This window comes from Micromonospora sp. NPDC023869 (assembly GCF_055559695.1).
Genome location: NZ_JBVHKD010000003.1, coordinates 134,404 through 158,305 on the forward strand (window position 1 = coordinate 134,404; position 23,902 = coordinate 158,305).

The 23,902-nt window shown below is 71.6% G+C and carries 18 protein-coding genes and 2 pseudogenes; 8 read left to right on the forward strand and 12 right to left on the reverse strand.

The window, feature by feature from the left end; all coding sequences use genetic code 11:
* The first annotated feature begins 27 nt into the window (after nt 1-27).
* Entirely contained in the window at nt 28-3,156 is a 3,129-nt protein-coding gene (locus ACZ31C_RS11165; protein ID WP_465795129.1) for a non-ribosomal peptide synthetase, read from the forward strand.
* Entirely contained in the window at nt 3,156-3,407 is a 252-nt protein-coding gene (locus ACZ31C_RS11170; RefSeq protein ID WP_396748458.1) for a phosphopantetheine-binding protein, read from the forward strand. The genes ACZ31C_RS11165 and ACZ31C_RS11170 overlap by 1 nt, the downstream gene beginning before the upstream one ends.
* 81 nt (nt 3,408-3,488) lie before the next feature.
* Here ACZ31C_RS11170 and ACZ31C_RS11175 read toward each other — a convergent pair.
* The 4 genes and pseudogenes from ACZ31C_RS11175 to ACZ31C_RS11190 form a co-directional block, all read right to left on the reverse strand.
* Nucleotides 3,489-3,875: pseudogene (locus ACZ31C_RS11175) on the reverse strand (cellulose binding domain-containing protein); the annotation flags it as partial.
* A gap of 36 nt (nt 3,876-3,911) precedes the next feature.
* A pseudogene (locus ACZ31C_RS11180) lies at nt 3,912-5,672 on the reverse strand (CotH kinase family protein); the annotation flags it as partial.
* Nucleotides 5,567-6,403: a polyphosphate polymerase domain-containing protein gene (locus tag ACZ31C_RS11185; protein WP_465795130.1), complete on the reverse strand. Its 837-nt coding sequence runs from the start codon at nt 6,401-6,403 to the stop codon at nt 5,567-5,569. The pseudogene ACZ31C_RS11180 and the gene ACZ31C_RS11185, both read right to left, overlap by 106 nt.
* Nucleotides 6,400-7,005 carry a DUF4956 domain-containing protein gene (locus tag ACZ31C_RS11190; RefSeq protein ID WP_465795131.1) on the reverse strand — a complete coding sequence of 202 codons (606 nt, stop codon included), beginning with the start codon at nt 7,003-7,005 and terminating at the stop codon, nt 6,400-6,402. The genes ACZ31C_RS11185 and ACZ31C_RS11190 overlap by 4 nt, the downstream gene beginning before the upstream one ends.
* Before the next feature lie 723 nt (nt 7,006-7,728).
* On the opposite strand from ACZ31C_RS11190, the gene ACZ31C_RS11195 reads away from it, so the two are divergent.
* Nucleotides 7,729-9,081, forward strand: a complete 1,353-nt coding sequence (locus ACZ31C_RS11195; protein WP_465795132.1) for an endo-1,4-beta-xylanase — start codon at nt 7,729-7,731, stop codon at nt 9,079-9,081.
* An 80-nt stretch (nt 9,082-9,161) separates the two neighbouring features.
* Here the strand turns inward: ACZ31C_RS11195 and ACZ31C_RS11200 are convergent, their stop codons facing one another.
* Together ACZ31C_RS11200 and ACZ31C_RS11205 are read right to left on the reverse strand one after the other, a co-directional pair.
* A complete protein-coding gene (locus ACZ31C_RS11200) occupies nt 9,162-10,718 on the reverse strand; it encodes a glycoside hydrolase family 43 protein (protein ID WP_465795133.1) in 1,557 nt (518 codons plus the stop codon).
* A gap of 75 nt (nt 10,719-10,793) precedes the next feature.
* On the reverse strand, nt 10,794-11,642 hold the full coding sequence (locus ACZ31C_RS11205) for an SDR family NAD(P)-dependent oxidoreductase (protein ID WP_465795134.1): 849 nt from the start codon (nt 11,640-11,642) through the stop codon (nt 10,794-10,796).
* Between the two features lie 302 nt (nt 11,643-11,944).
* On the opposite strand from ACZ31C_RS11205, the gene ACZ31C_RS11210 reads away from it, so the two are divergent.
* Nucleotides 11,945-13,324, forward strand: coding sequence for a glycosyl hydrolase family 18 protein (locus ACZ31C_RS11210; protein ID WP_465795135.1), 1,380 nt, complete (start codon nt 11,945-11,947; stop codon nt 13,322-13,324).
* Between the two features lie 160 nt (nt 13,325-13,484).
* Here ACZ31C_RS11210 and ACZ31C_RS11215 read toward each other — a convergent pair whose 3' ends face one another.
* The gene (locus ACZ31C_RS11215; RefSeq protein ID WP_465795136.1) at nt 13,485-13,808 is read right to left on the reverse strand and encodes a hypothetical protein; all 324 of its coding nucleotides are present in this window, start codon (nt 13,806-13,808) and stop codon (nt 13,485-13,487) included.
* A gap of 138 nt (nt 13,809-13,946) precedes the next feature.
* Nucleotides 13,947-14,723: an IclR family transcriptional regulator gene (locus tag ACZ31C_RS11220; RefSeq protein WP_465795137.1), complete on the reverse strand. Its 777-nt coding sequence runs from the start codon at nt 14,721-14,723 to the stop codon at nt 13,947-13,949.
* A 46-nt stretch (nt 14,724-14,769) separates the two neighbouring features.
* On the opposite strand from ACZ31C_RS11220, the gene eda reads away from it, so the two are divergent.
* Together eda and ACZ31C_RS11230 are read left to right on the forward strand one after the other, a co-directional pair.
* Nucleotides 14,770-15,429 (forward strand): bifunctional 4-hydroxy-2-oxoglutarate aldolase/2-dehydro-3-deoxy-phosphogluconate aldolase, encoded by a 660-nt coding sequence (eda, locus tag ACZ31C_RS11225; RefSeq protein ID WP_465795138.1) that lies wholly within the window; start codon nt 14,770-14,772, stop codon nt 15,427-15,429.
* On the forward strand, nt 15,426-16,538 hold the full coding sequence (locus ACZ31C_RS11230; RefSeq protein WP_465795139.1) for a sugar kinase: 1,113 nt from the start codon (nt 15,426-15,428) through the stop codon (nt 16,536-16,538). Before eda ends, ACZ31C_RS11230 begins: the two co-directional genes overlap by 4 nt.
* A gap of 22 nt (nt 16,539-16,560) precedes the next feature.
* On the opposite strand, the gene ACZ31C_RS11235 is transcribed toward ACZ31C_RS11230, so the two are convergent.
* Complete coding sequence (locus ACZ31C_RS11235; RefSeq protein ID WP_465795140.1) at nt 16,561-17,349, reverse strand: class I SAM-dependent methyltransferase; 789 nt, start codon at nt 17,347-17,349, stop codon at nt 16,561-16,563.
* 115 nt (nt 17,350-17,464) lie between these two features.
* On the opposite strand from ACZ31C_RS11235, the gene ACZ31C_RS11240 reads away from it, so the two are divergent.
* On the forward strand, nt 17,465-17,962 hold the full coding sequence (locus tag ACZ31C_RS11240; protein WP_465795141.1) for a DinB family protein: 498 nt from the start codon (nt 17,465-17,467) through the stop codon (nt 17,960-17,962).
* A gap of 76 nt (nt 17,963-18,038) precedes the next feature.
* Complete coding sequence (locus ACZ31C_RS11245) at nt 18,039-18,890, forward strand: DUF4253 domain-containing protein (RefSeq protein ID WP_465795142.1); 852 nt, start codon at nt 18,039-18,041, stop codon at nt 18,888-18,890.
* 12 nt (nt 18,891-18,902) lie between these two features.
* Here ACZ31C_RS11245 and ACZ31C_RS11250 read toward each other — a convergent pair whose 3' ends face one another.
* The 3 genes from ACZ31C_RS11250 to ACZ31C_RS11260 all read right to left on the reverse strand — a co-directional run bounded on the left by ACZ31C_RS11250 (nt 18,903) and on the right by ACZ31C_RS11260 (nt 23,770).
* A complete protein-coding gene (locus ACZ31C_RS11250) occupies nt 18,903-19,754 on the reverse strand; it encodes an endonuclease/exonuclease/phosphatase family protein (protein ID WP_465795143.1) in 852 nt (283 codons plus the stop codon).
* Nucleotides 19,755-19,902: 148 nt separating this feature from the next.
* Nucleotides 19,903-22,245, reverse strand: a complete 2,343-nt coding sequence (locus tag ACZ31C_RS11255) for an AbfB domain-containing protein (protein WP_465795144.1) — start codon at nt 22,243-22,245, stop codon at nt 19,903-19,905.
* A gap of 139 nt (nt 22,246-22,384) precedes the next feature.
* Nucleotides 22,385-23,770: a short-chain fatty acyl-CoA regulator family protein gene (locus ACZ31C_RS11260; protein ID WP_465795145.1), complete on the reverse strand. Its 1,386-nt coding sequence runs from the start codon at nt 23,768-23,770 to the stop codon at nt 22,385-22,387.
* Nucleotides 23,771-23,902: the final 132 nt, after the last annotated feature.

Below are 23,902 nucleotides of genomic sequence, written 5' to 3' on the forward strand. Positions count from 1 at the left end.
ACCACCCGCACAACCCTGGGAGCAGATGTGGGCACCGCCGAGGCGACCTCCGCACAGCACGCCGTCTGGTTCACCGAGCGGGCCGGGGTCGCCGGCACGGCCTTCCACATGGCGGTGGGCGTACGCTTCGGCGCCGCACTCGACCGTCGGGCACTCGTCGCGGCCTGCGCCTCCGTGACCGACCGGCACCCGATCCTCGCGGCCAGGATCGTCGGCGACGACGACGGCACCCCGCACCTGGCACCGGCCGACAACCGCCCGACGGTCGGCTTCGGGGAGCTGACCGACGCCCGGGTGACCGAGGAGATCGCCCGGGCGTACGACCTGATGGCCGGACCGCTGGCCCGCTTCACCCTGCTCACCGACGCCGACGACACGCACCTGCTGCTCGTCACCGCACACCACCTGGTCTTCGACGGCATGTCCAAGGACGTCCTGGTCCGGGACCTGGCCGCCGCGTACGCCGCCGCCCGTGACGGCGCCACCGTGGACCCCGCACCCCGACCCGACGAGTACGCGGGCCTCGCCGCCGCCGAACAGCAACGCGTCGCCGTCGACCTGCCCGCCGCCCGCGACCACTGGGCGCGGCACTGGTCCGGGCCCGGCGACGTGGTCCTGCCCGGCCTGCGGCGGCTGCCCACCGGAGCGGAGCCCGGTGTCGCCGTGCCCGTGGACCTGCCCACCGACCTGGTGCAGGGGCTCGACCAGACCGCGCGGTCGCTCGGGGTGACCCGCTTCGAACTGCTGCTCGCGGTGCTGCACGTGCTGCTCGCCCGCTACGGCAACCGGGGTACCCCGGTCGGGGTGGCGCTCTCCACCCGCACCCCCGACCAGGCCGACCGGATCGGCCTGTTCGTCAACGAACTGCCCGTCACCGCCGACCCGGCCGGCGGGACCTTCCGCGCGCACGCGCACACCGTCCGGGCCCGCCTGCGCGAGGTGTACCGGTACCGCGCGGTGCCGTTGGCCCAGGCCGTCTCCGGCCTGCGTCCGGCACCGGCGTCGACCCCGGTCAGCATCGGCTACCGGAGACGCGGCACCGCACCGGACTTCCCCGGGGTGGCCAGCGAGGTCGACTGGACGATGTTCTGCGGTGCCGCCCGCAACGCGCTGCACGTCCAGGTGGTGGACGCGCCGACCGGTCTCACGGTCAGCCTCCAGCACAGCCCGGCGGCGATCGACACCGTCGCCGTACGCCGCATCGGGGCACACCTGCGCACCCTGCTGGCCGCCGTGGTCGCCGACCCCGACCGACCGGTGGCGGAGCTGCCGCTGCTGCCTGCCGACGAGTTCGACCAGGTCACCCGGGCCTGGAACGAGACCGCCCGGGCGTACCCGGTCGACGCCACCGTGCCGGCCCTGTTCGCCGCCCGGGTCGCCGCGGACCCGGACGCGGCGGCCGTGGTCGACCGTGACCGGACGCTGAGCTATGCCCAGCTCGACACCGCCGCCGCGCGACTCTCCGCACTGCTGCGCCAGCGGGACGTCGGTCCCGGCGCGGTCGTCGCGGTCGCGTTGGACCGTTCCTGGGCGGCGGTGGTGACCATGCTGGCGGTGTGGCGCTGCGGGGCCGCCTACCTGCCGGTCGACCCCGGCCACCCGCCGGCCCGCCAGCGGGCCGTGCTCGCCGACGCGGCCCCGACCCTGGTGGTGACCGGTGTCGCCGCGCCGGACCCCGCCTGGCCCACGCTCGCCCTCGACCATGCCGACCTGCGCGACGCCCCGACCACGCCCGTCGCCGACCCGCCGCCGACCGCCGACGGTCTCGCCTACGTGCTCTACACCTCCGGATCGACCGGACACCCGAAGGGCGTGGCGGTGCGTCACGGTTCGCTGGCCAACCTGCTGCTCGGCGTCCGCGACCTGCTGGGCGGCGGTCCGACGCACCGGTGGCTGCACCTGACCTCGCTGTCGTTCGACATCTCCACGGTGGAGGTGTTCCTGCCACTGGTCACCGGCGGCACGGTGGTCGTCGCCTCGGACGTCAGCGCCCTGGACGGCGCGGCTGTCCGGCGGCTGATCCGCACCGCCGGTGTCACGCATGCCCAGGCCACCCCGTCCGGCTGGCGGGTGCTGCTGGAGGCCGGCCTCGGCGACCCGACCGCGTCGGCGGACGGGGACGTCCCGCTGGTCGCGGTCACCGGCGGGGAGGCGTTACCGGTCGCCCTCGCCCGCGAGCTGCGGTCCCGCACCGCACGCCTGATCAACGGGTACGGTCCGACGGAGGCGACCGTGTACGCGACGATGGCGGAGATCCCGGCCGACCCCGACGAGGTCACCATCGGCCGACCGCTGCCCAACGTCCGGGCGTACCTGCTGGACGAGGCGGGCCGGCCCACGCCCGTCGGGCTCCCCGGTGAGCTGCACCTGGGCGGTGCCGGGGTGGCCGTCGGCTACCGGGGACGTGACGATCTCACCGCCGAGCGGTTCGCCCCCGACCCGTTCGGCGCGCCCGGCGACCGGCTCTACCGCACCGGTGACCGCTGCCGGTGGCTGCCGGACGGACGGATCGAGTTCCTCGGCCGCGCCGACGACCAGGTCAAGATCCGGGGGCACCGGATCGAGCTGGGCGAGATCGAGGCCCGGCTGCTGGAGCACCCCGAGGTCGCCGCCGCGGCCACGGTGCTGCGGCGCGACGCCGACGAGCCCCGCCTCGTCGCGTACGTGGTGCCCCGGCCCGGTGCCGTCCCGGAACCGGCCGAGCTGCGTCGGCACCTGGCGTCGAGCCTGCCGACGGCGGTGCTGCCCACCGATTACGTGACGCTCGACCGGCTGCCGCTGAACCCGAGCGGCAAGGTCGACCGCACCGCCCTGCCCGCACCGGCACCCCGCGACGCCGTGACCGGCTCGCGCGGTGCGGGGACCGACTCGTCCGGCGGCGTGGTGACCCGGGCACCCGGTGGCGCGGAGGGTGACGGTGGTGACGATCCGGTGGTGGCGCAGCTTCGCCTGATCTGGCAGGAGGTGCTGCGGATCCCCGACATCGGCGTGCACGAGGACCTCTTCGACCTCGGCGGACACTCGTTGACGGTGACCCGGATCAGCGGCCGGATCCAGCAGCGGCTCGGGGTCGAGGTGCCGCTCGACGCCTTCTTCGACACCCCCACCATCGCCGAGATCGCCGACATCGTGCGGCAGTCCGGAAAGGAGTTCTGATGACGGCCGACCCCGAACTGCGGGCCCGGATCGCCCAGATGGTCAGCGAGGCCACCGCAGGGGAGGTCGAGGCGGCCGACCTCCTCGCCGGCGGGTCGATGATCGCGTTGGGCGTCGACTCTCTCGGACTGCTGCGCTTGGTCGACGCGATCGAGCTGGAGTACGGCGTCGAGGTCGAGCTGACCGGCGCCGGCCGTCGGCTGGACACCCTGGACGACCTCGTGGCGATGCTGGCCGACGCCGATCGGTGAGCCGGCTGCCCCGACCACCCCGCCGACCGGTACGCCCCTGGCACCGGGCCGTCGCGGACCCGGTGCCAGGGACACCTGCACTTAGCTCGCCGTGCAGGTCAATGTCGGCGCGCTGGGCGTGCCGGTGGTGGAGCCGAGGAAGCCGAAGGTGGTGCTGGCCCCGGCGGCCAGTGTGCCGTTGTAGCTGACGTTGCGCGCGGTGACCGCCGAGCCCTGGCTGGTGACGGTCGCGTTCCACGCCTGGCTGATCGTCTGGCCACTGGCGAACGTCCAGGTCACCGTCCAGCCGCTGATCGCCCGGGTACCGGCGGTGACCCGCACCTCGCCCTGGAATCCGCCGGACCACTGGCTGGTCACCGAGTACGTGGCGGTGCAGCCGCCACCAGCGGGCGGAGGCGTGGTCGGCGGGGGCGTGGTGGGGGGCGGGGTGGTCGGCGGGGGAGTCGTCGGCGGGGGCGTGGTGGTGGGGCCGCCCCAACCGGCGGTCGAGTCCAGCCAGGCCGCCCGGCGCAGCATCCAGTCCCGCATGACCTGCACCTGGCCCTGCCAGGTGGGGGCGGTCGGCGTGACGAAGAAGCTGACCATCCGGGTGGTCAGGTTGGGCCAGCGCTGGAAGTTGCGCTGGGCACCGTTGGCCAGGGGCGCGCTCAGCGTGTTGATCCGGGCCTGCAACGACGCGTCGGAGAGTAACCCACGGCGCAGTGTCTGCCACCGCTGCCGCACCTCGTTGACGAAGGCCGGATCCCGTAGCAACTGGGTGAACCAGTCGTTGGCCACCGGCTGTCGGACCTGCTGGTGCTGCCATCCGGCGGTCTGGTCGTTGGCGAAGAAGCCGCCCACGCTGAAGCTGAGGTCGTAGTCCCAGAGCGGACCGGCGAAGATCTTGGTGTCCCGGTCCTTGTAGAAGTACGCGCTGCGGACGTACGAGTCCATCTCGCGGCTGAGCTCGTTGAGGATGAGCTGGTCGATGAACGAGTTCACGTCGATGTACGCCCGGTAGCCGCTGACCGGGTCGGCGAAGTTCGGTGCGCGCAGCACGTTGTGGAACTCCTGGAGGTGGTTGCGCAACCAGTCCCGCTGCTCCGGCTGCAACGGCGACGGGTCGGCCACCTCCAGGTAGTTCCAGCAGGTCGCGGCCGGGCCGGTGCACGGCAGGATCGGCTCCTCGGCGGCCATCCACTCGAACTTCCAGATGTAGCCGCCGGTGATCCTCGGCAGCGTCCGGTCGTCGGCGCGCAACTGCTTGAGGTCGAGCCGGTTCTTGGAGTTCTTGATCGTCTCGACGATCATGTAGACGCCCATGTAGTCGTCGGCCCCGACCGGCCCGGCGTCGGTGTTCAGATAGAACTCGGCGAAGGCGTAGCGCGGGGCGGGAAGCCCCATCTCGCGACCGAGGTCGTAGACGAACGCCTCCCGGATCAGCGCCTTGTCGGTGAACGGCCCGCGCAGCACCCAGTCCGAGTCGGCGGGCATGCCGAGCACCGGGTAGTCCGCGTCGTCGTCATCGTTGTCCCAGAACTCGAGGCGGAACGGCGTCTTCTCGAACGTCGCCGAGGACTGGCCGCGAAGGCGGAACCCGGCCCGGGTGGCCACGGTGGGCGCGGCGGCCAGCGAGGTGGTGCCGCCGCCCGGCTCGAAGATCATCGTGGTGGCGTCGAAATACTCCCGGTCCGGCCGCCCGGCGCCGTACGAGTCGATCAGGACCACCGGCAGGTCGTGGGCGGTGGTGGTGTTCTGGGCGACGTACATGGCGGTGCCCGGCGCGCCGGAGGCGGTCTGCCCGACGAACGCCTGGGCCCGCAGTTGGGTGGTCCGGGTGAAGCGCAGCGCGGTGCCCGAGTAGAGCGGCGACTGCGCGGTGGGCAGGTTCCCGTCGGTGGTGTAGCGGATCTGCGCGCCGCTGACGGTGGTGCTCAACGCCACCGTCACCGCGCCCTGGAAGGTACCGCTGGGCACCGAGAAGCCGATGTCGCCGACCAGGTCGTCGGCGGCGGCGGAGGCCGCGACGGTGGCCGCCGCCTCGGCGGCGCTGGAGATGGCGGCGCCGGCGGTCGGCTCGGCACCGGCGGGTGACGGTGAGGGGGCGAGCAACCCGGCGACCAGTACGGCGACGGTTGCGATCGCGGCGGTGCGCAGTGGTGCCGCCGCGGTGCGGACGGTCAGACGCACGATGCCTCCTGAACGGATCGGTGGGGGGTGGTGGTCGGTGCGGTGCCCACCGGTGCGAAGCCGCCCTGGAAGTGCCGCCGCAGCGTGCGTCGCCACGGTGAGTCCGGCAGGTCCGGACGGAGGGCGGCCAGACCGGTGGCGTACTTGGAGATGCGGACCGGGCGCAGCCCGGCGCGCCAGAGCAGCCGGTCCGCCTGCGTGGCGGCGGAGCCGGTCTTGGTCTCGACCACCGCCAGGTCGGGCAACCGGAGGACGACGTCGCCGTCCTGCCAGGTCAGGCCGGTGTCGATGGTGACCCGGCTGGCGGTGGCCGGCAGCAGCAGCGTGGTACGCCGGTAGCCGGTGACCAGGACCGGTTCCAGGCTGCTGCCGGCGGCGGCGGGCGCGACCGCCTCGCGGACCAGCGCCTCGTCCACGAACCCGCGGCCCGGGTCGACGGTGGCCCGGTCCTGCGGCTGGTAGGGCAGCCGGTGCTTGGTGATGCTGCCGCGCGCCCCGCTGATCTTCACTTCCAGCCAGCACTGGGCGGAGTCGAGGTAGGTGCGGGTCCGCACCTTGAACCGACGCCGTCGTCGGTAGGCCGCGCAGTGGTAGCTGGTCAACCGAGGGGTGTCGAAGTAGACCGACTCGTAGCGGAAGCTGCGCTCCCCGTCGATCTCCAGCACCTGCGCGTACGCGGTCAGCCGGTCCAGCAGGTCGGGCAACGCGTCGACCGGCACGACGTACTTGCGGTCCACCCTGGTCTGCAGGGCCGCCTGCCCGAGGACGTCGGCCAGGCCGACCGGGGTCATCGCCGAGACGACCGGAATGGCGGACGCCCCGCTCACCGCTGGGCTCCCGCCGGTGCGGCGGTGCCGGCCGGGGACACGGTGCTGGCCCGGCCCTTCACCGAGTACCGGACGTCCACCACGGTGGTCTCGTTGACCAGGTCGAGCCGTTGCACGGTGACGACGTGCACCCGGCCGCCGAGGAGCTGTTCCAGGTGCGCGACGAGCGCGAGATGGTCGGTGACGGCCGAGTCGAGTACCAGGATCTGGTGCCGGTAGTGCCGCAGCAACCGGGGATGGTCGCCGAGGAACATCACCACCAGGATGAGACCCATCAGTCCGGCGCTGAGCCAGAGCTGGGTGGTGCTCAGCGCGCCGAGGATGCCCAGTGCCAGCGCCGAGAAGTAGTACGCGACCTCGTGCTGGTCCAGCTCGGTCGAGCGGAGCCGGATGATGGACAGGACGCCGAACAGGGCCAGGCCCAGCCCGAGCCCGGCGCCGACGTTGCTGGCGCTCAGGGCGCTCGCCACCGCCAGGACGCCGACGTTGACGCCCAGATAGGCGACGACGAGATCGCGGCGGCGGTGCCGGGGGAAATAGAGCCCGAAGACGAGCAGGGCCACCGCGCCGATGTCGATCGCGAACAGGATGAGCTGCGACATCTCGTACGTTCCTCCTGGGTCGCCACCGCGCCGGCCGGCGACCGTCCACGGCACCTCCGACGCACCGTGCAGGACCAGCCGAACGCCTCTGAAATTTCCGGTGAACTTGCGGGAAGTAGTCCGGGAATATTAGAACGGGATATCGAAGCGGGTCAATAACTCTCTGTGTCCCCTCCCGGTGCGGTGGGCGAGCAACACCCGCCGCCAGTCGGGGTCTCTGTGGACGTCGGCGCTGGTCAGGGTTGCTGTCGAGGCGGGTCGCCGCCGTGGGGCGATGCGGTGCGGGCGGCGGCGAGGTTCGGCCGACGGCGGTCCAGTCGGCGTGCTGCCGGGGCATTGCCGCTGGTCGGACCGTTGCCCACGGTGACGGAAGATCGACGAGCGACCGTCGAGGTGTGACCGGAATCAGGCGCTGTGTCCGATGTGGGTCCACCGTCTCCGGAAGTTTCAGTCGCCGGTCCCGTCGGTCGTGTTTCGCCGCTCCGTGCAGCGGTGGGAGGGGTGCACAGGCTGCTGAAGGTCGGTCTGGGGTGCACGCCATCGCCACCGGTACTTGCGGAAAACTTCCGGAAGTCATTGACGGGCGTGAAATCCCGCTGAAATACTTCCGTCCAGTAAGGCCGATGCGGTCCCTTTGTCAGGGATCGCGGGCATCATCCCTATCCCGCGTGTCCGGAGTCATGCTGCCCGCCCTCGGGCCACCGGACCCGGAAGGAGCATGAGATGAGCAACGACTCTTCCCGCGCACCCAGGCGGCCGAGACGACTGCGGGCGGCTCTCGTCCTGTCCGCCGTCGGCATGCTGGCCGTGGCGGGTGCCGTGGTGCTGCCGGGCAACGCCAGCGCGGCGAGCACCCTGGGTGCCTCTGCCGCCGAGCGCGGCCGGTACTTCGGGACCGCCGTCGCGGTGAACCGGCTCAACGACTCGGCGTACACGACCATCCTGAACCGCGAGTTCAACCAGGTCACCGCCGAGAACGAAATGAAGATCGACGCGCTGCAGCCCAACCAGGGCCAGTTCAACTACGCCAACGGCGACCGGCTCGTCCAGCACGCGCTCAGCCGCGGCATGCAGGTCCGGGGACACACCCTGGCCTGGCACTCGCAGCAGCCGGGCTGGATGCAGAACATGTCCGGCACCACGCTGCGCAACGCCATGCTCAACCACGTGACCCAGGTGGCCACCCACTACCGGGGCCAGATCGCCTGGTGGGACGTGGTGAACGAGGCGTTCCAGGACGGGTCGAGCGGGGCCCGGCGCGACTCCAACCTCCAGCGCACCGGCAACGACTGGATCGAGGCCGCCTTCCGCGCGGCCCGTCAGGCGGACCCGAACGCGCAGCTCTGCTACAACGACTACAACATCGACAACTGGAACGACGCCAAGACCCAGGCCGTCTACCGGATGGTCCAGGACTTCAAGAACCGGGGCGTACCGATCGACTGCGTCGGCCTCCAGTCGCACTTCACCGGCGGCTCGAACTACCCGAGCAACTACCGGACCACGCTGTCCAGCTTCGCCGCCCTCGGTGTCGACGTGCACATCACCGAGCTCGACATCCGTAACGCGCCGACCGACGCGTACCGCAACGTGGTCAACGACTGTCTCGCCGTGGCGCGCTGCAAGGGCATCACCGTCTGGGGCATCCGTGACTCCGACTCGTGGCGTTCCAACGAGAGCCCGCTGCTGTTCGACGGCAACGGCAACAAGAAGGCCGCCTACGACGCGGTGCTCACCGCGCTGAACAACGGCAGCCCCGGCACCGGCAACCCGACGCCCACGCCGACCACCCCGGCGCCGGGCGGCTGCACCGCGACGATCACCCCGGGCCAGGTCTGGGGCGACCGCTACAACACCTCGGTGACGGTCAGCGGGGCCAGCACCTGGTCGGTGGTCGTCGTGATCACCTCGCCGCAGCGCATCTCCGCCACCTGGAGCGGCACCCCCACCTGGGACAGCAGCGGCAACGTGATGACGATGCGCTCCAACGGCAGCGGCAACACGTTCGGCTTCACCACGTCGACGAACGGCAACTCCTCGGCCCGTCCGCAGATCCGGTCCTGCTCCGTCGGCTGACGACGAGCCGTACGGCCGACCTCCACCACCACGCGAGCGCCCGTCCCCGAGACCCGGGGGCGGGCGCTCGCCCGTGCGCGTCAGGCGTGGCCGGTCGGGCGGTAGTCGAACCAGTCGAAGGCGGCGCTGCCCTCGGTCACATAGAGGCCGAACACCCGACCGGTGAAGCCGGCGGCGACCTCGGTGGACAGGTAGCGCCCGTCGAGTTCGGCGAGCACGACCGGCCCCTGCTCGGTCAGCACCTCGAAGCCGACCGTGTCGCAGGCGGCGGGGCGTACGCCGAACGGCGCACCGGGGGCGGTGACCTGGTCGGCGGCGGTCACGGTCGGCGGGAGCAGATCGTCGGTCCGGGTGGCGATGCTCAGCGTGACCGGGCCAGCCGGCATCGGCAGCTCGCCGAAGACCTGACGGAACGGCCCGACCCGGCCGACCACCCGGACCAGCCCGTCGGCGACCTCGAGGTCGTAGTGGTGGGCCTCGTCGATGCGTACCGTCAGCCCGGCTCGACCCGCGCCCGGGTCGACCCGCACGGCGGCGCGGCAGTCGTGGTGCTGCTGCCGGCGGGCCATCATGGTGACGCCGGCCCGGTCCAGGGTCGTGCCGGCGGCCCGCAGGGTGAGCCAGCCCGGCCGCTCGGTCAGCGACCAGGCGTCCGCCGGCCGGTCGCGCAGTGAGATCCACTCCGGCGCGAGCACTGCGGTGTCGAAGTCGTCCCGGTACGCGGCCGGGCCGGGCGGCGTGGCCAGGGCGGGCGGACTTCCGGCCGGCGCGGAGGTCACCTCCTGCACCGGGTCGACCACCGGCCAGTCGTCCTCCCAGCGCACCGGCACCAGGAACGTCTCCCGCCCGAGCACGTGGTAGGGCGGCCACTGGCCCTTGGCCCGGATGCCGAGCAGCACCATCCACCAACTGCCGTCGGTCGCCTGCACCAGGTCGGCGTGCCCGGTCGCCTGCACCGGATGACCGGTGCTGCGGTGGGTCAGGAACGGGTTGGCCGGCGCGGGCTCGAACGGTCCCCGGATGCTGCGCGAGCGGGCGACGGAGACGGCGTGACCGGTGTGCGTGCCGCCCTCGGAGACCAACAGGTACCACCACTCGCCGATGCGGTAGAGGTGCGGCGCCTCCGGGTACTGCCCGCCGCTGCCGGACCACATCGGCACCGGGCCTTCGAGGACCTTGCCGGCCTCGGGGTCGATGCGATACGACGCCACCCCGGACAGGGTCAGCCAGCAGTCGCCGTTGTCCTCCCAGGCCAACGAGGGGTCGATGTGCGGCAGGTCGAAGTAGACCGGGTCGGACCACGGCCCGGCCGGATCGGTGGCGGTGACGAGCAGGTGCCGGCCGATGCTGACGTTGGTGGTGACCATCCAGAACCGGCCGTCGTGGTAGCGGATGGTCGGCGCGAAGACGCCACCCGAGGCGTGCGCGTCCGGTGGCAGGTCGAGCTGGCTGCGGCGGTCCAGCACGTTGCCGATCTGCCGCCAGGTGACCAGGTCCCGGCTGTGGAAGACGGGTACGCCGGGGAAGTACTCGAAGCTGGAACAGACCAGGTAGTAGTCCTCGCCGGCCCGACAGACGCTGGGGTCGGGGTGGAATCCGGCGACGACGGGATTGCGGAACGTGGGGGCAGCGGACACCTCGGGGTCACCCTTCGTCGTCTGGGCGAAGTAGCCATCCCGGTCGATGTTATGCGCCGACCTGCGGCCCGCCCGTCACTCCGGGAGATGGCCGCGCAACAACTCCACGGTGCGTTCGTACAACCGGTCCTGGACCTTTGGGTCGACGGCCTGGGGGTGGGGCGTGCCGGGTACCCGCTCGTCGTAGTAGGTGCCGTTGTCCTCGCGCTGTGCCGCGACCCGCACGACGGTGTCGGCGGCCTGCTCCGGGCGTTGCCCGTCGACGGAGAACATCGCGTGCAGCAGGCCGGTCGAAACCACCCCGGGGTGCAGGCTGACCACGTCCAGCGAGGGCGACGGCCGGTTCCGGGCCAGCCAGCCGGTGTACGTGACCAGGGCGAGCTTGGCGTGCGCGTACGCGGCCGACGGGGTGTACGTCTGCCGGGTCAGGTCGAGGTCGTCCAGGTGCAGCGTGGCCGAGTGATGGGTGGCGGACACGATGTTGACGATCCGTCCCCGCTCATGGTCGGCGACCAGGTCGATCAGGTCGGTGGTGAGCAGGAAGGGCGCCAGGTAGTCGACCTGGAAGGTGATCTCGTTCCCGGCGTCGCTGACCGTCCGGGTGGCCGGCGCGGGACGGCCCGCGTTGTTGATCAGGACGTCGATCGGATCGGTCGTGACGCGGATCCGCTCGGCCAACCGGGTGACCTCGGCGAGATCGTGGTAGTCGGCCGTCACGTACGTCAACTCGGCATCCCGGCGTTGCCGGGACCGCACCTGGTCGAGCAGGTCGGCGACCTCGCTCTCCGGCTCCGGCCCGTGCAGGACGAGACTGCCGGGCCGGTCGGCGATGGCCAGCGCGGTGGCGCGGCCGATGCCGCTCGTCGCGCCGGTCAGCACGACCGCGGTATCCCGCAACGCGTCGGCGTGCTGTGCTGTCGGCACGACCTGCTCCCGTCGTCGAGTCCGGCGGACGGCACCTCGCCCCACCGCTGCAGTCACCGGACGCCGTTGATGAACCTAGCGGCTGCCGCCGGGACCATGGTGCGCTTGGCGAGTTTCGCCGCCGGTCGTCCGACTTTCGTCGCTCGCCATCGAAAGTTGTCATTGACCTTAACGGTTAACACTCTTTAAGATTCTGCTGCCTCGAGGAAACCGCCCTGTCCACCCGTACGCTCGTCCGGCGCCGACGACCATCGACGCCGGACGGCGGCACGGCGCCGTGATCCGCACCGGGAAGGCCCTCGATGTCCTCACCACGTCCACGCCCCCGTTCGGCCCTGGCCGCCGGTCTGCTCGCCCTGGTCACCGCCGGAGCGACCCTCGCCGTCACCCCGACCGCCGCACACGCCGTGGTCCTGCCGAACAACTTCAAGAGCGTCGGCTACATGCCGTCCTGGACCGGCAACGTCAACTCGGTCCAGTACGGCAAGCTCACCCACATCAACTACGCGTTCGTGCTGCCCAACAGCAACGGCACCCTGCGGCCGCTGGAGAACCCGAGCAAGCTCTCCTCGCTGGTGTCGCTGGCCCGGGCCAACAACGTCAAGGTCTCCATCGCGGTGGGCGGCTGGAACGACGGCGACGACAGCGCCTTCGAGGCCCTCGCCGCCAACGCCGGCACCCGCACCACGTTCGTCAACAGTCTGGTCTCGTTCGTCAACCAGTACGGCCTCGACGGCGTCGACATGGACTGGGAGTACCCGGACCCGGGCGCCTCGGCCGCCAACTATGCCCTGCTCATGCAGCAGCTCGGCAACGCGCTGCGCCCGCAGGGCAAGCTGCTGACCGCCGCCGTGGTCGCCGAGGGTTACTACCGCGACGGGGTGCCGACCTCGGTCTTCAACCACGTCGACTTCCTCAACATCATGGCGTACGACGGCGGCAGCCCGCACGCCAACTACGACTGGTCGATCAACGCGGTGAACGGTTGGAAGGCGCGCGGACTGCCGGCCGCCAAGGCCGTCCTCGGGGTGCCCTTCTACAGCCGGCCCGGCTACTACACGTACACCCAACTGGTCGGCATGGACCCGGCCAACGCCAACCGGGACTGCGCCACGGTTGGCGGCGTCCAGCAGTGCTACAACGGCATCCCGACCGTCAAGCGCAAGACCCAGTGGGCGATGGCGAACGCCGGCGGCATGATGAACTGGGAGCTGACCCAGGACACCAGCGGCTCGACCTCACTGGTCAGCGCGATCTACGACACCGTCATGGGTGGCGGCACCCCGCCGCCGACCGGCCGGACCGGCCCGATCACCGGCATCGCCGGCAAGTGCGTGGACGTGGCCGCCGCGAGCAGCGCCAACGGCACGGCCGTGCAGCTCTACACCTGCAACGGCACCAATGCGCAGAGCTGGTCGGTGGCCTCCGGCGGCACCCTGCGGGCCCTCGGTAAGTGCCTGGACGTGGCCAGTGCGGGCACCGTCAACGGCACGCCCGTGCAACTCTGGGACTGCAACGGCACCACCGCGCAGGTCTGGCAGGCCCAGTCCAACGGCACGCTGCGCAACCCAGCGTCGAACAGGTGCCTGGACGCCACCGGCAACAGCTCCGCCGACGGCACCCGGTTGCAGATCTGGGACTGCTTCGGCGGCGCCAACCAGGTCTGGCGCCTGCCCGCCTGATGCGCGTCGGGTGACACCGGGGGGTTCAGGAGGGGTGATCCTGTCCCGAACCCCCCGGCTCGATCACGGATGCGGCGAGGTGGCGGACGTCAAGATCCAGCGGCGAGAGCCGCCCGGGGTCCCGCGATCCCGACCACTGACGGAACTCATCGGTCGAGGCTCAGCCGCGGAGTTCCCAGCTTCCGCTCGCCACTTCCTCGTTCGACTGGCAGAAGACCGTCGAGACCGTGCCGCCAGGGCGCTTCCACGTGCCGTACCTGGTGGTGTAGTTCTCGCTGCCGATGCGGTAGCAGCGGGCCTTGGCGCGGTACTCGCCGGTGCCCTTGCTGCAGTAGACCGCGTAGGTGTTCTGGTACTCCAGGTTGTACGCGCCCGAGCAGCCGCTCGGCGCGGCCTGGGCCGCGCCGGGTACCAGGACGAGTGCCGGTGCCAGCAGCGCGGACAGGGCGACCGTGCGCAGGCCAGCCTTCAGTGCGGTGTTCATGTGTACCCTCCGACGGATCGTCGATGGGCGCCCAACATTGAGTTGAGGAGCCCCCCGTGATGGCTCGATCACCTGTTGTCGATGATCGAGGCCGACACTACAGCGATCCACGTGACTGTGCTGACCCGCTTCCGGGCGCTACACGACCACCATGCTGCGGGCCTGGGTGAGACCACCGACCATCTCCCGCAGCGCCGCGACGATCGACGCCTCGATCTCCGGACGCAGCCGGGAGACCGGGACGGAGATGCTCACCGCGTCCACCGCCGGGGACGACAGCGGCACGGCCATCGCGAAGCAGACGATGCCCTCGGCGTTCTCCTCCCGGTCCACCGCGTGTCCGACCGTCCGGACGTCGGCCAGCGCGGCGTGCAGGGCGTCGCGGTCGCAGACGGTGTGCGGGGTGAGGCGGGGCAGCGGCCAGGTCAGCATCGTGTCGACCGTCTGCTCCGGGTGCCCGGCCAGCAGGGCCTTGCCGAGGGCGGTGGCGTGCGCCGGCAACCGTCGGCCGATCGCGCTGTAGAGCCGCAGCCGGTGCACCGACTCCCGCTTGGCCAGATACACCACCTGGTCGCTGTCCAGTCGGCCGAGGTGGACGGCCTCGCCGAACCGGCGGGACAACTCGTCGAGGACGCCGCCGAGCAGACCGACCCGGTCGTCCCCGTCGAGATAGGCGGCGCCGACCCGCAGGGCCCGCAGGCCGAGCCGGAACCGGGTGCCGGTGTCGTCGGTCTGCACCCAGCCGCGACTGGTCAACGTGCGCAGCAGCCCGTGCAGGCTGCTCTTGGGGATGCCGAGGGCCCGTGCCAGGTCGCCCAGGGCCCAGGAGCGCGGCTGGTCGGCGAGCAGTTCGAGCAGGTCGAGGGTGCGACCGGCCGACTTGACGGGCTGGAACTCCTCTGGCGCGGTGGGCACCGGCCCACTCTAGCGAAGCCGGTACGCCTCCAGTAAGGTCACGTACGTGACTAACGTTCAAGTATCTGAACGATCTGGCCAGGGGTCTGGAAAAATCGACGTCGGACGGGTGCTGCCGGTGGTGGTCCTCGAGGACGCCCGGCACGCCGATCCACTCGCCTCGGCGCTGGTCAAGGGCGGTCTGTCGGCGATCGAGGTGACCCTGCGCACCGCCGCGGGGCTGGACGCGATCAAGGCGGTGGCCGGGCGCGGAGATCTCACGGTCGGTGCCGGCACCGTGCTCACCGTCGAGCAGGCCGAGCGGGCCGTGGCCGCCGGTGCCCGGTTCGTGGTGACCCCCGGTTTCGCCCCCGCAGTGGTGCGCTTCTGCCAGGAGGCCGGCGTGCCGGTCTTCCCCGGCGCGGCCACCGCGACCGAGATCCAGATGGCCGTCGACGCCGGCCTGGACGTGGTCAAGTTCTTCCCCGCCCAGCAACTGGGCGGCGCGCCGATGATCAAGGCGCTCGCGGCGCCGTTCCGCGACATCCGGTTCATCCCCACCGGCGGCATCACGCCCGCCGTGATCGACGAGTACCTTGCCCTGCCTGCCGTGCTGGCCGTCGGCGCGACCTGGATGGTGGCGGCGGACCTGATCGCCGGTGAGCAGTGGGACGAGATCACCAGCCGGACCGCCTCGGCGGTGGCAGCGGCGGGAGGCCGGGCATGAGCGAGCTGAGTCAGCTGACCCCTCGGCCGAAGGACGAGTGCCGGTACGACCTGGTCTCGCTCGGCGAGGTCATGCTGCGACTCGACCCCGGTGAGGGGCGGGTCCGCACCGCGCGTCAGTTCCGGGCCTGGGAGGGTGGCGGCGAGTACAACGTGGCCCGGGGCCTGCGCCGCTGTTTCGGCCTACGGACCGCGGTGGTCACCGCGTTCGCCCAGAACGAGGTCGGCCGGCTGCTGGAGGACCTGATCCTGCAGGGCGGCGTGGACACCAGCTTCGTCACCTGGCTGCCCTACGACGGCATAGGCCGTAGCGTCCGCAACGGACTGAACTTCACCGAGCGCGGTTTCGGCGTACGCGGGGCGGTCGGCACCTCCGACCGGGGCCACTCCGCCGCCAGCCAGCTCAAGCCGGACGACGTCGACTGGGACCACCTCTTCGGCACGCTCGGGGTGCGGTGGCTGCACACCGGCGGCATCTACGCGGCGCTGTCGGAGACGGCCGCGCAGACCGCCGAGGCCGCGATGACCGCCGCCCGCCGGCACGGCACCATCGTCTCCTACGACCTGAACTACCGGCCCAGCCTCTGGAAGGCGGTGGGTGGTCAGGACCGCGCCCGGGAGGTCAACCGTCGGCTCGCCGCCCTGGTCGACGTGATGATCGGCAACGAGGAGGACTTCACCGCCTGCCTCGGATTCGAGGTGCCGGACACCGACATCCACAGCGGCGCGCTCGACGCCGGCAACTTCAAGACGATGATCGAGGCCGTCGTCCAGGAGTACCCGAACTTCACGGTCGTGGCGACCACGCTGCGCGGCGTGCACAGCGCGACGGTCAACGACTGGGGCGCCGTGGCATGGTCGGGCGGCACGTTCGCCGAGGCCACCCACCGCCCCGGCCTGGAGATCATGGACCGGGTCGGTGGCGGCGACAGCTTCGCCTCCGGGCTCATCTACGGCCTGCTGGAGCGCGACGGCGACCTGGCCCAGGCCGTGGAGTACGGCGCCGCCCACGGCGCCCTGGCGATGACCACCCCCGGCGACACGTCGATGGCCAACCTCGCCGAGGTGGAGGCACTGGTGCGCGGAGCCGGCGCCCGCGTGCAACGCTGACCGGCGACCGGCCGGGTCGGGACTACCCGATCCGGCCGGTCAGCACGCAGACGCGGACGTGCTCGCGGAACCGGGTGGCCGGGCCCAGCGCGTCGCGGATCATCGCGGACAGCTCCGTCCGTTGCTCCGCCGGGGGCAGGGCGTCGACCGGGAAGCTGGAGTAGACGCCGCCGAGAAGAGCGTCCAGGTCGATCTCGTCGGTGTATTCGACCACGGTCTCGGTGACGTGGTAGCCGTGCCGGGTGAGTGCGTCAGCGTACCGGCGTCGGCTGTCGGTGTCGGTGCCGCAGCTCCGGCTCAGCTCGGTGCCGCGCCAGCGTTCCAGGCAGGCCCGTAGCGCCCGCGACCAGGACGTGTCCTGAAGCCACAGCGGCGTCCCGTTGGCCACCACCGCGATTCCGCCGCCGGAACGCAGCAGCGGACGGAGCCCGGCGAACACGCTCTCATGCGCCATCCAGTGCAGAGCCTGTCCGACGGTCACCGCGCCCACACTCCCGTCGCCGAACAGCCGACCCAACGCGGGCAGGTCGGAGTCGGCACCGAGGGCCCAGCTCACGTTGTCGACCCGCTGTTCCTCGGCGGTGCGGCGGGCGAGTACGAGCATGTCGGGCTCGGGGTCGACCCCGACGACCGCGCGCACCCGAGCGGCGAGCGGCAGGGTGAGCTGGCCCGTACCGCAGCCGAGGTCGACGGCCACGTCCTGCGGCGTCAGACCGAACGTCGTCGCCAGCACGTCGAAGACGGCCGGCGGATAGCCGCGCCGGTAGCGTTGGTAGAGCCGTGCCACTTCACCACCGAAGCCCAGGTCCATGCGGCCAGGATGTCCGGACCGGCCGCTACCGGCCAAGGCATTCTGCTGACGGCAGCACGGTCGACGATCCGGCAACCTGTTTGCCCCGCCGTCGCGGGGTTGACATGCTTCGCTCATGTCATCGCCCTCCGTGCCCGACTTCGAGCGGGCCATCGACGCGGCACTGCGGGACCAGTTCGAGGTCTTCATCGACCAGCACCGCGCCGAGCTGCAGCACTGTCTCGACGGGCTGACCGAGGAGCAGGCCCGCCGATCGTTGGTGCCGTCCCGGACGACCCTGCTGGGCCTGGTCAAGCACGCGACCTTCGTGGAGAAGGTCTGGTTCGACGAGGCGGTGACGCGCCGGTCGCGTGCCGAGATCGGCATCCCGGCCACGCCGGACGAGTCGTTCCTGCTCGACGACGGTGACACCGTCGCCAGCGTCCAGGAGGCACACCGGCAGGCGTGTGCGGCGTCCCGTCGCGCCACCGCCCCGCTGGGGCTGGACGACCTGCTGCACGGCAACCGGCGCGGACCGATCCCGCTGCGCTGGGTCTATCTGCACGTGCTGCGCGAGTTGGCCGAGCACTGCGGTCACGCGGACATCCTGCGCGAGCAGATCCTGGCCGACTGACGGCGGGAGCGGTGCGGGTCGGAGTGACCGGCTCGTCGGCCGGAGTTGTCGGTGTGGGCGACTATCCTCACGCCTCGTGACCTCGCAGTGGAACGACCTTCCCACCGATCTGGCCGAGCTGTTCGCCGACGCGCAGCCGCGCCGCCGCACCCTTCCAGTGTCGCTTCCGCCCGGCCGGACGGTCCGCAGCGAGGAGGCACCCGACGAGCGTCCCGCGCTGTGGCTCAGCGACGGTGCGGCCCCGTCCGGACTGTGGCCGGAGCTGCACGCGGCGCACGCGACGTCGGGGCTGTGGCCGCTGCTCCTCGACCACCTGCACGGCGACCCGGATCGCCCCTGGGCCGACGGCGAGCTGTGGCCGGCGAGCAGTTCCGACCCGGCGGAGCACGACCCCGAGCGGCTGCTGGCCGGCTGGTGGACCACCCGCACCACCGACTACGAGGGCGGTGAGCCGACCAGCCGCCAGCTCGCCGTCACCGCGCCCTACGGCCAGGACTGGCCCGGCCTGGCCGCACCGGCGTCGCCCCGGGTGACGCCGCAGGAGCACGCCGACCACTGGGCCGAGCAGTTGTCGCTGGCCCAGCCCGACATGCGGCTCGGTCTGGTCGCCGCCGAGCGGGGCAGCGACGCGCTCGCCGTCCTCGGCTGGCAGGGGCCGGTGAACTACACCAACGACGCCGGCCGGCTCTCCGCGGTGCTGCGCAGCTGGGAGGACCGGTTCGGGGTACGCGTGATCGGCCTCGGCTTCGCCGAGCTGTACCTGTCGGTCGCCGCCCCGCCGACGACCGTCGACGAGGCGCTGCCGATCGCCGCCGAGCACTTCGCCTTCTGCCCGGACAACATCTGGCAGGGGCAGAGCCCGTGCACGCTCGCCGGCTACGCGGACCGCATCGTCAACGCTCCGACCTGGGCGTTCTGGTGGGACTGACGGTCGGGGTCGTCAGGCGGCGGGGTTCTCGGCCCGCTCGGTGGTGAGGGTGACCAGGAACGCCGCGTGGTCGGTCGTGCCGCGCATGTCGATCGATTTGCTGGCGGTGATCGTCAGGTCCGGAGTGGCCATGAACTGCTGCACCCCGCCGTCGTGCAGGTGCTGGTAGTCGGCGGGTACGCAGGACCGCACGTCGGGCGTGCCGCCGTGCCGCAGGTTGAGGTCGCCGCTGACCACCGTCGGCTGGTAGCCGGCACCGGCGTGCAGCTCGGGTACGGCCACCCCGAGCAGGTGCCCGCACTGGGCCAACGCCAGCGTCGAGCTGGTGTACGCCAGGTGCGTGGTGCACGCGTAGAAGACGGTGCTGGCGTCCACGCAGAGCCAGGCGCGCTGCTCGGGGTCGGCCGGGTCCTGCGCCGGGAAGACCCCCCGGTGAAGCTCGTGCCCCCGGTACGGGTCGGCGACGTGGGCCAGCACGCCGACGCCGTACTGCTGGCCGTTGACGCAGCGGTAGGGCTCGCCGGTGCGGCCGTTGCGGGCGGGCTGGAAGGCCGCGACCACGGTGCCCGAGTGCACGCCGGTCATGGCGCGCTCCAACGCGTCCACGTCACCGGAGCAGATCTCGTTGAGCGTGACGATGTCCGGGCGTTCGGCGCGGATCACCTCGGCGGCCTGGTCCACCGCCTGCCCGGTGTAGCAGCCCAGGGCCATGCCGCTGTTGCAGAGGTTCAGCTGGAGCACCCGCAGCGGGGCGGGCGTGGTGGGCGGGGCGGTCACCGAACAGCCGGCCAGCAGCGCGGTGGCAGCGAGCAGGCCGAGGGCGGCGCGCAGCGGACGGGGGACGCGGAAGCGACGACGAGCCAATGCACCTGCCCTGGACGTACGGAGGGGTGGCAAGTGTATCGGCAGCTCCGTCGCGGTCGTGACGCTGCGCGACCGGCGTGATCGGGGTGGGTGGCCACGCCGGTGGCCCGGACCGGCCGGTCCGGGCCACCGGGTCGCGGACGGCCGGTCAGGGCGCCCAGGGACTCGCGAGATGCCAGGTGCTGTCCACCGCCCAGAGCGCGGGCGACTGGTACGCGGCACCACCCGCGCCGTTGCTCAACCACACCTGCGAGTCGTAGTGGCGCAGGAAGGACCCCCGGTAGTTGTACGACTCCAGCGACACGCCGCTGCCGGTGAGCCCGGTGCGGGCGCACCAGGTGGCGTCGGCGCGCATCAGCGCGGAGCCGTCGTCGGGCGAGTTGCGGACCCGGGAGTCGGCGTGGCGCAGGTACTGCCCCGGGAAGTTCACCGACTCGAAGGAGTAGCAGCTCCCGTCGGCCAGGCCCGCCCGGATCGTGTACGTGGCGTCCTGCTTGAGCAGCGCCGCGCTGCCCGCGGTGACGATCTCGGTGTACGCCAGACCGTTCTGGTGCCGCAGGTACCGTCCGGTGTGTCCGGGCGTGGTCACCTGCAACGAGTGGCGGGCGCCCACCGGCAGCGCGACCGGTTGCCGGGGCGTGATCGACCGGGACGCGTCGATCAGGGCGCGGTTGGCGGCGCGTACCCGGGCCTCGTCCATCTTGACCACCCGGCGGTCGTACGTGAGGAAACCGTTCAGCTCGCCCTCCAGGTCGGTGATCTCGGTGTAGACCGACGCGCTGAGCCCGGTACCGACCATCAGGTTCCGGACGCCCTCGACCAGGCCGACGTACCGGTCGGTCAGCGCCGCCGAGGTGGGCTGCCACTCGTACGCGAAGAAGCCGCCGCTGGGGCTGTACTCGTGCCCGGGCACCCGCAGTCCCAGGCCGCCGAACTCGCCGAGCACCGCGATCCGGGAGGCGGACGGGGTGGGGGAGGCGGGCCCGAGGTAGACGTGCCAGTCGTCGATGTCGCCGTTGCCCGGGTCGCCGAGCGACTGGCAGCAGTTGTAGCCGCTGTGCGTGTTGACCAGCCGGGTCGGGTCCTGGTTCTTGACGTTCTGACCGACCCGGCGGGTGTCGGCGAGCGCCCGCTCACCCCAGCCCTCGTTGTAGACGGTGTAGGCGACCACCGCCGGACTGCTGCGGTGCTCGTCGACGATCTCCCGGGCCTCCGCCTCGAACTGGGCCTGCTGGGCGTCGGTCGCGTCGACCTCCTGAGCGGTCAGCGACGGGATGTCCTGCCAGACCAGCAGGCCGAGGCGGTCGGCGTGATAGAACCAGCGCTGCGGTTCGACCTTGATGTGCTTGCGGACCATGTTGAACCCGAGGTCCTTGTGTTTCTGCAGGTCGAAGGCGAGGGCGGCGTCGGTGGGCGCGGTATAGAGGCCGTCCGGCCAGTAGCCCTGGTCGAGGGTGCCGGCCTGGAAGACGAACTCGCCGTTGAGCAGCGGGCGCAGCACGCCGCCGACCATCCGGGTGGTGATCTCCCGCATGCCGAAGTAGTGGGTGGTCCGGTCCACCGGTGCACCGGCGGCGTTGCGCAACGTGATCCGCAGGTCGTACAGGAACGGGTCGTCGGGGGACCAGCGGCGGGCGTTCGGCACCGGCACGGTGAACTCGGTGAAACCGCCGGTGGCGGTGCCGACCACGGTGCCGCCGGTCAGGGCCTCGGCGAGCACGCTGTGGCCGGTGACGGTGCCGCGGGTGTGCACCCGCACCCGCAGCGTGCCGTCGGCGAGGTTCGGGTACGTGTCGACCCGGCTGATCGAGGCGGCGGGTACGGGTTCCAGCCAGACGGTCTGCCAGATGCCGGAGACCGGCGTGTAGAAGATGCCGTTCGGTGTCCTGGTCTGCTTGCCGATCGGCGGCAGGCTGCCGTTCTGCCGACTGTCGGTGGGGTCCCAGACCTTGACCAGGATCTCGTTCTGGCCGGTGCGCAACTGCGGCGTGACGTCGAAGCTGAACGCGTCGTAGCCGCCGCTGTGGGTGCCGACCCGGGTGCCGTTCACCCAGACCGTGGCCTGCCAGTCCACCGCGCCGAAGTGCAGCAGGACGCGGCGGCCCGACCAGCCCGCCGGCACCGTGACGGTGCGGCGGTAGTGCAGGTGGTGACGGTTGTCGGCGGCGGCGCGCTGCACCCCGGACAGGGCGCTCTCCACCGGGAACGGCACGTTGACCCGCTCCGGCAGGTCGACGCCGAACTGCGGGGGGTCGTCGGTGGCGGACTGGCGTAGCTGCCACTCGCCGTTGAGGTTGAGCCAGTCGGGTCGGGTCATCTGCGGTCGCGGGTACTCCGGCAGCGGGGTGCCGGCCAGCGCCTGACTGGTCCAGGGAGTGGTGAGCGGGGGCGTCTTCGGTGGCACGGCCCGGGCGGGGGAGACCGGCGCGAGCAGCGCGGCCAGCACGACGAGTACGGCCAGGGGGGACAGGACGCGAGCGTGACGTGTCATGCCGTCTCCGATGTGGACGGCCCGTCGGTGGGGCGGCGTGGTGGTGGCCCGCGCGACGGGGGTGGGCGGATCACATCGACATCAACCACCATCTATAGCAGGCCGTGCGCCTCCGGGTCACGCGCGCCAGCCGCCGGGTTCAGTCCCGAAGCGGGTACGGGATGAAGGTGCTGCGGTTCTCGTCCAGGTCCAGGTGCCGGCTGATCGGCGGGGCGGCCCGCTGCGGGCAGCTCATCCGCTCGCAGGTCTTGCAGCCCGGCCCGATCGGGATGGCCGCCTCGGCCGCGTGCAGGTCCATCCCGGTGGAGTAGACCAACCGCCCGGCGTGCCGCGTCTCGCAGCCCAGCCCGATCGCGTACACCTTGCCGGGTTGACCGTAACCACCGTGGTGGCGGGTGATGGTGCGGGCGATCCAGAGATAACGCTGCCCGTCCGGCATCGCGGCGACCTGGGTGACCACCCGCCCGGGCGCGCCGAACGCCTCGTAGACGTTCCACAGCGGGCAGGTGCCGCCGGTGCGGGAGAACGGGAAGCCGGTGGCGGACTGCCGCTTGGACATGTTGCCGGCCCGGTCCACCCGGACGAAGGAGAACGGCACGCCGCGCGCCCGGGGGCGTTGCAGGGTGCTGAGCCGGTGGCAGACCGTCTCCCAGCCCAGCGCGTAGTGCTGGGTCAACAGGTCGATGTCGTAGCGGCGCTGCTCGGCGGCGGCCAGGAAGTGCTCGTACGGCAGCAGCAGCGCCGCCGCGAAGTAGTTGGCCAGGCCGACCCGGGTCAGGATCTGGGTCTGCACGTCGTCGAAGTTCTCCGACTCGACGATCTCGTCGATCACGTCGGCGAACTCCAGCAACGCGATCTGCGCGGCCATCCGCATCGCCTCCTGTCCGCCCCGCAGCGAGGTGGACAGGTGCAGGGTGCGGGTCTGCGGGCGGTAGCGGTGCAGCTCGCCCCCGAGCGAGCCGGCGTCCTCGCGGGTGACGCGTACCCCGTGTCGCTGCGCCAACCGGTCGCGCAGCAGGACACGCACCTCGCCCCGGCGCAGCGCCATCCGGGCGGCCAGCCGCTCGGCCTCCTCGTCCAGGTCCGGTACGTAGTTCTGCCGGCGGTAGAAGAACTCGGTCACCTGGTCGTGCGGGCTGCGCCCGATCCGTTCCCGGTCACCGACCAGCTCGGCGAGCTGCTCGTCGACCTGCTGGTAGCGCCGGTGCAGGTCGATGACGGCGGCGGCGACCTCGGGCAGTCGGGTGGCGAGTTCGGTGAGTTCGGGGATGCCGGCCCGGGCGGGCAGGGCCTCGCGCAGCCCGGCGACCAGGCGTGGGGTGTCGTGCGCGGCGAACACGGTCGGGTCGACGCCGAACAGCTCGGTGATGCGCAGCAGCACCGGCACGGTCAGCGGGCGGGTGTCGTGCTCGATCTGGTTCAGGTAGCTCGGGGAGATGCTGAGGTGCCGGGCCAGTTCGGTCTGGCTGATCCCACGCTCCTCTCGCAACCGGCGCAGGCGGGCACCGGCAAAGGTCTTGGTCATCGCCTCAACCTCCCGATCGGCGGACTGGTCGGGCCACATTAGCACTGCTGCGAATAGAGCCTTTCGCAACTTTGCAAAATCGCCCTCCGGCTTTTCAATAATTGGCTCTTTCCGTCTCTCGACCGGCCCCGA

Bases quoted from the DNA above. Each gene is read 5' to 3' on its own strand.
- ACZ31C_RS11210 (WP_465795135.1), top strand. From the start codon at position 11,945: ATGTCCTCACCACGTCCACGCCCCCGTTCGGCCCTGGCCGCCGGTCTG.
- ACZ31C_RS11255 (WP_465795144.1), bottom strand. From the start codon at position 22,245: ATGACACGTCACGCTCGCGTCCTGTCCCCCCTGGCCGTACTCGTCGTG.
- ACZ31C_RS11170 (WP_396748458.1), top strand. From the start codon at position 3,156: ATGACGGCCGACCCCGAACTGCGGGCCCGGATCGCCCAGATGGTCAGC.
- ACZ31C_RS11235 (WP_465795140.1), bottom strand. From the start codon at position 17,349: ATGGACCTGGGCTTCGGTGGTGAAGTGGCACGGCTCTACCAACGCTAC.
- ACZ31C_RS11195 (WP_465795132.1), top strand. From the start codon at position 7,729: ATGAGCAACGACTCTTCCCGCGCACCCAGGCGGCCGAGACGACTGCGG.
- ACZ31C_RS11240 (WP_465795141.1), top strand. From the start codon at position 17,465: ATGTCATCGCCCTCCGTGCCCGACTTCGAGCGGGCCATCGACGCGGCA.
- ACZ31C_RS11215 (WP_465795136.1), bottom strand. From the start codon at position 13,808: ATGAACACCGCACTGAAGGCTGGCCTGCGCACGGTCGCCCTGTCCGCG.
- ACZ31C_RS11260 (WP_465795145.1), bottom strand. From the start codon at position 23,770: ATGACCAAGACCTTTGCCGGTGCCCGCCTGCGCCGGTTGCGAGAGGAG.
- ACZ31C_RS11190 (WP_465795131.1), bottom strand. From the start codon at position 7,005: ATGTCGCAGCTCATCCTGTTCGCGATCGACATCGGCGCGGTGGCCCTG.
- ACZ31C_RS11230 (WP_465795139.1), top strand. From the start codon at position 15,426: ATGAGCGAGCTGAGTCAGCTGACCCCTCGGCCGAAGGACGAGTGCCGG.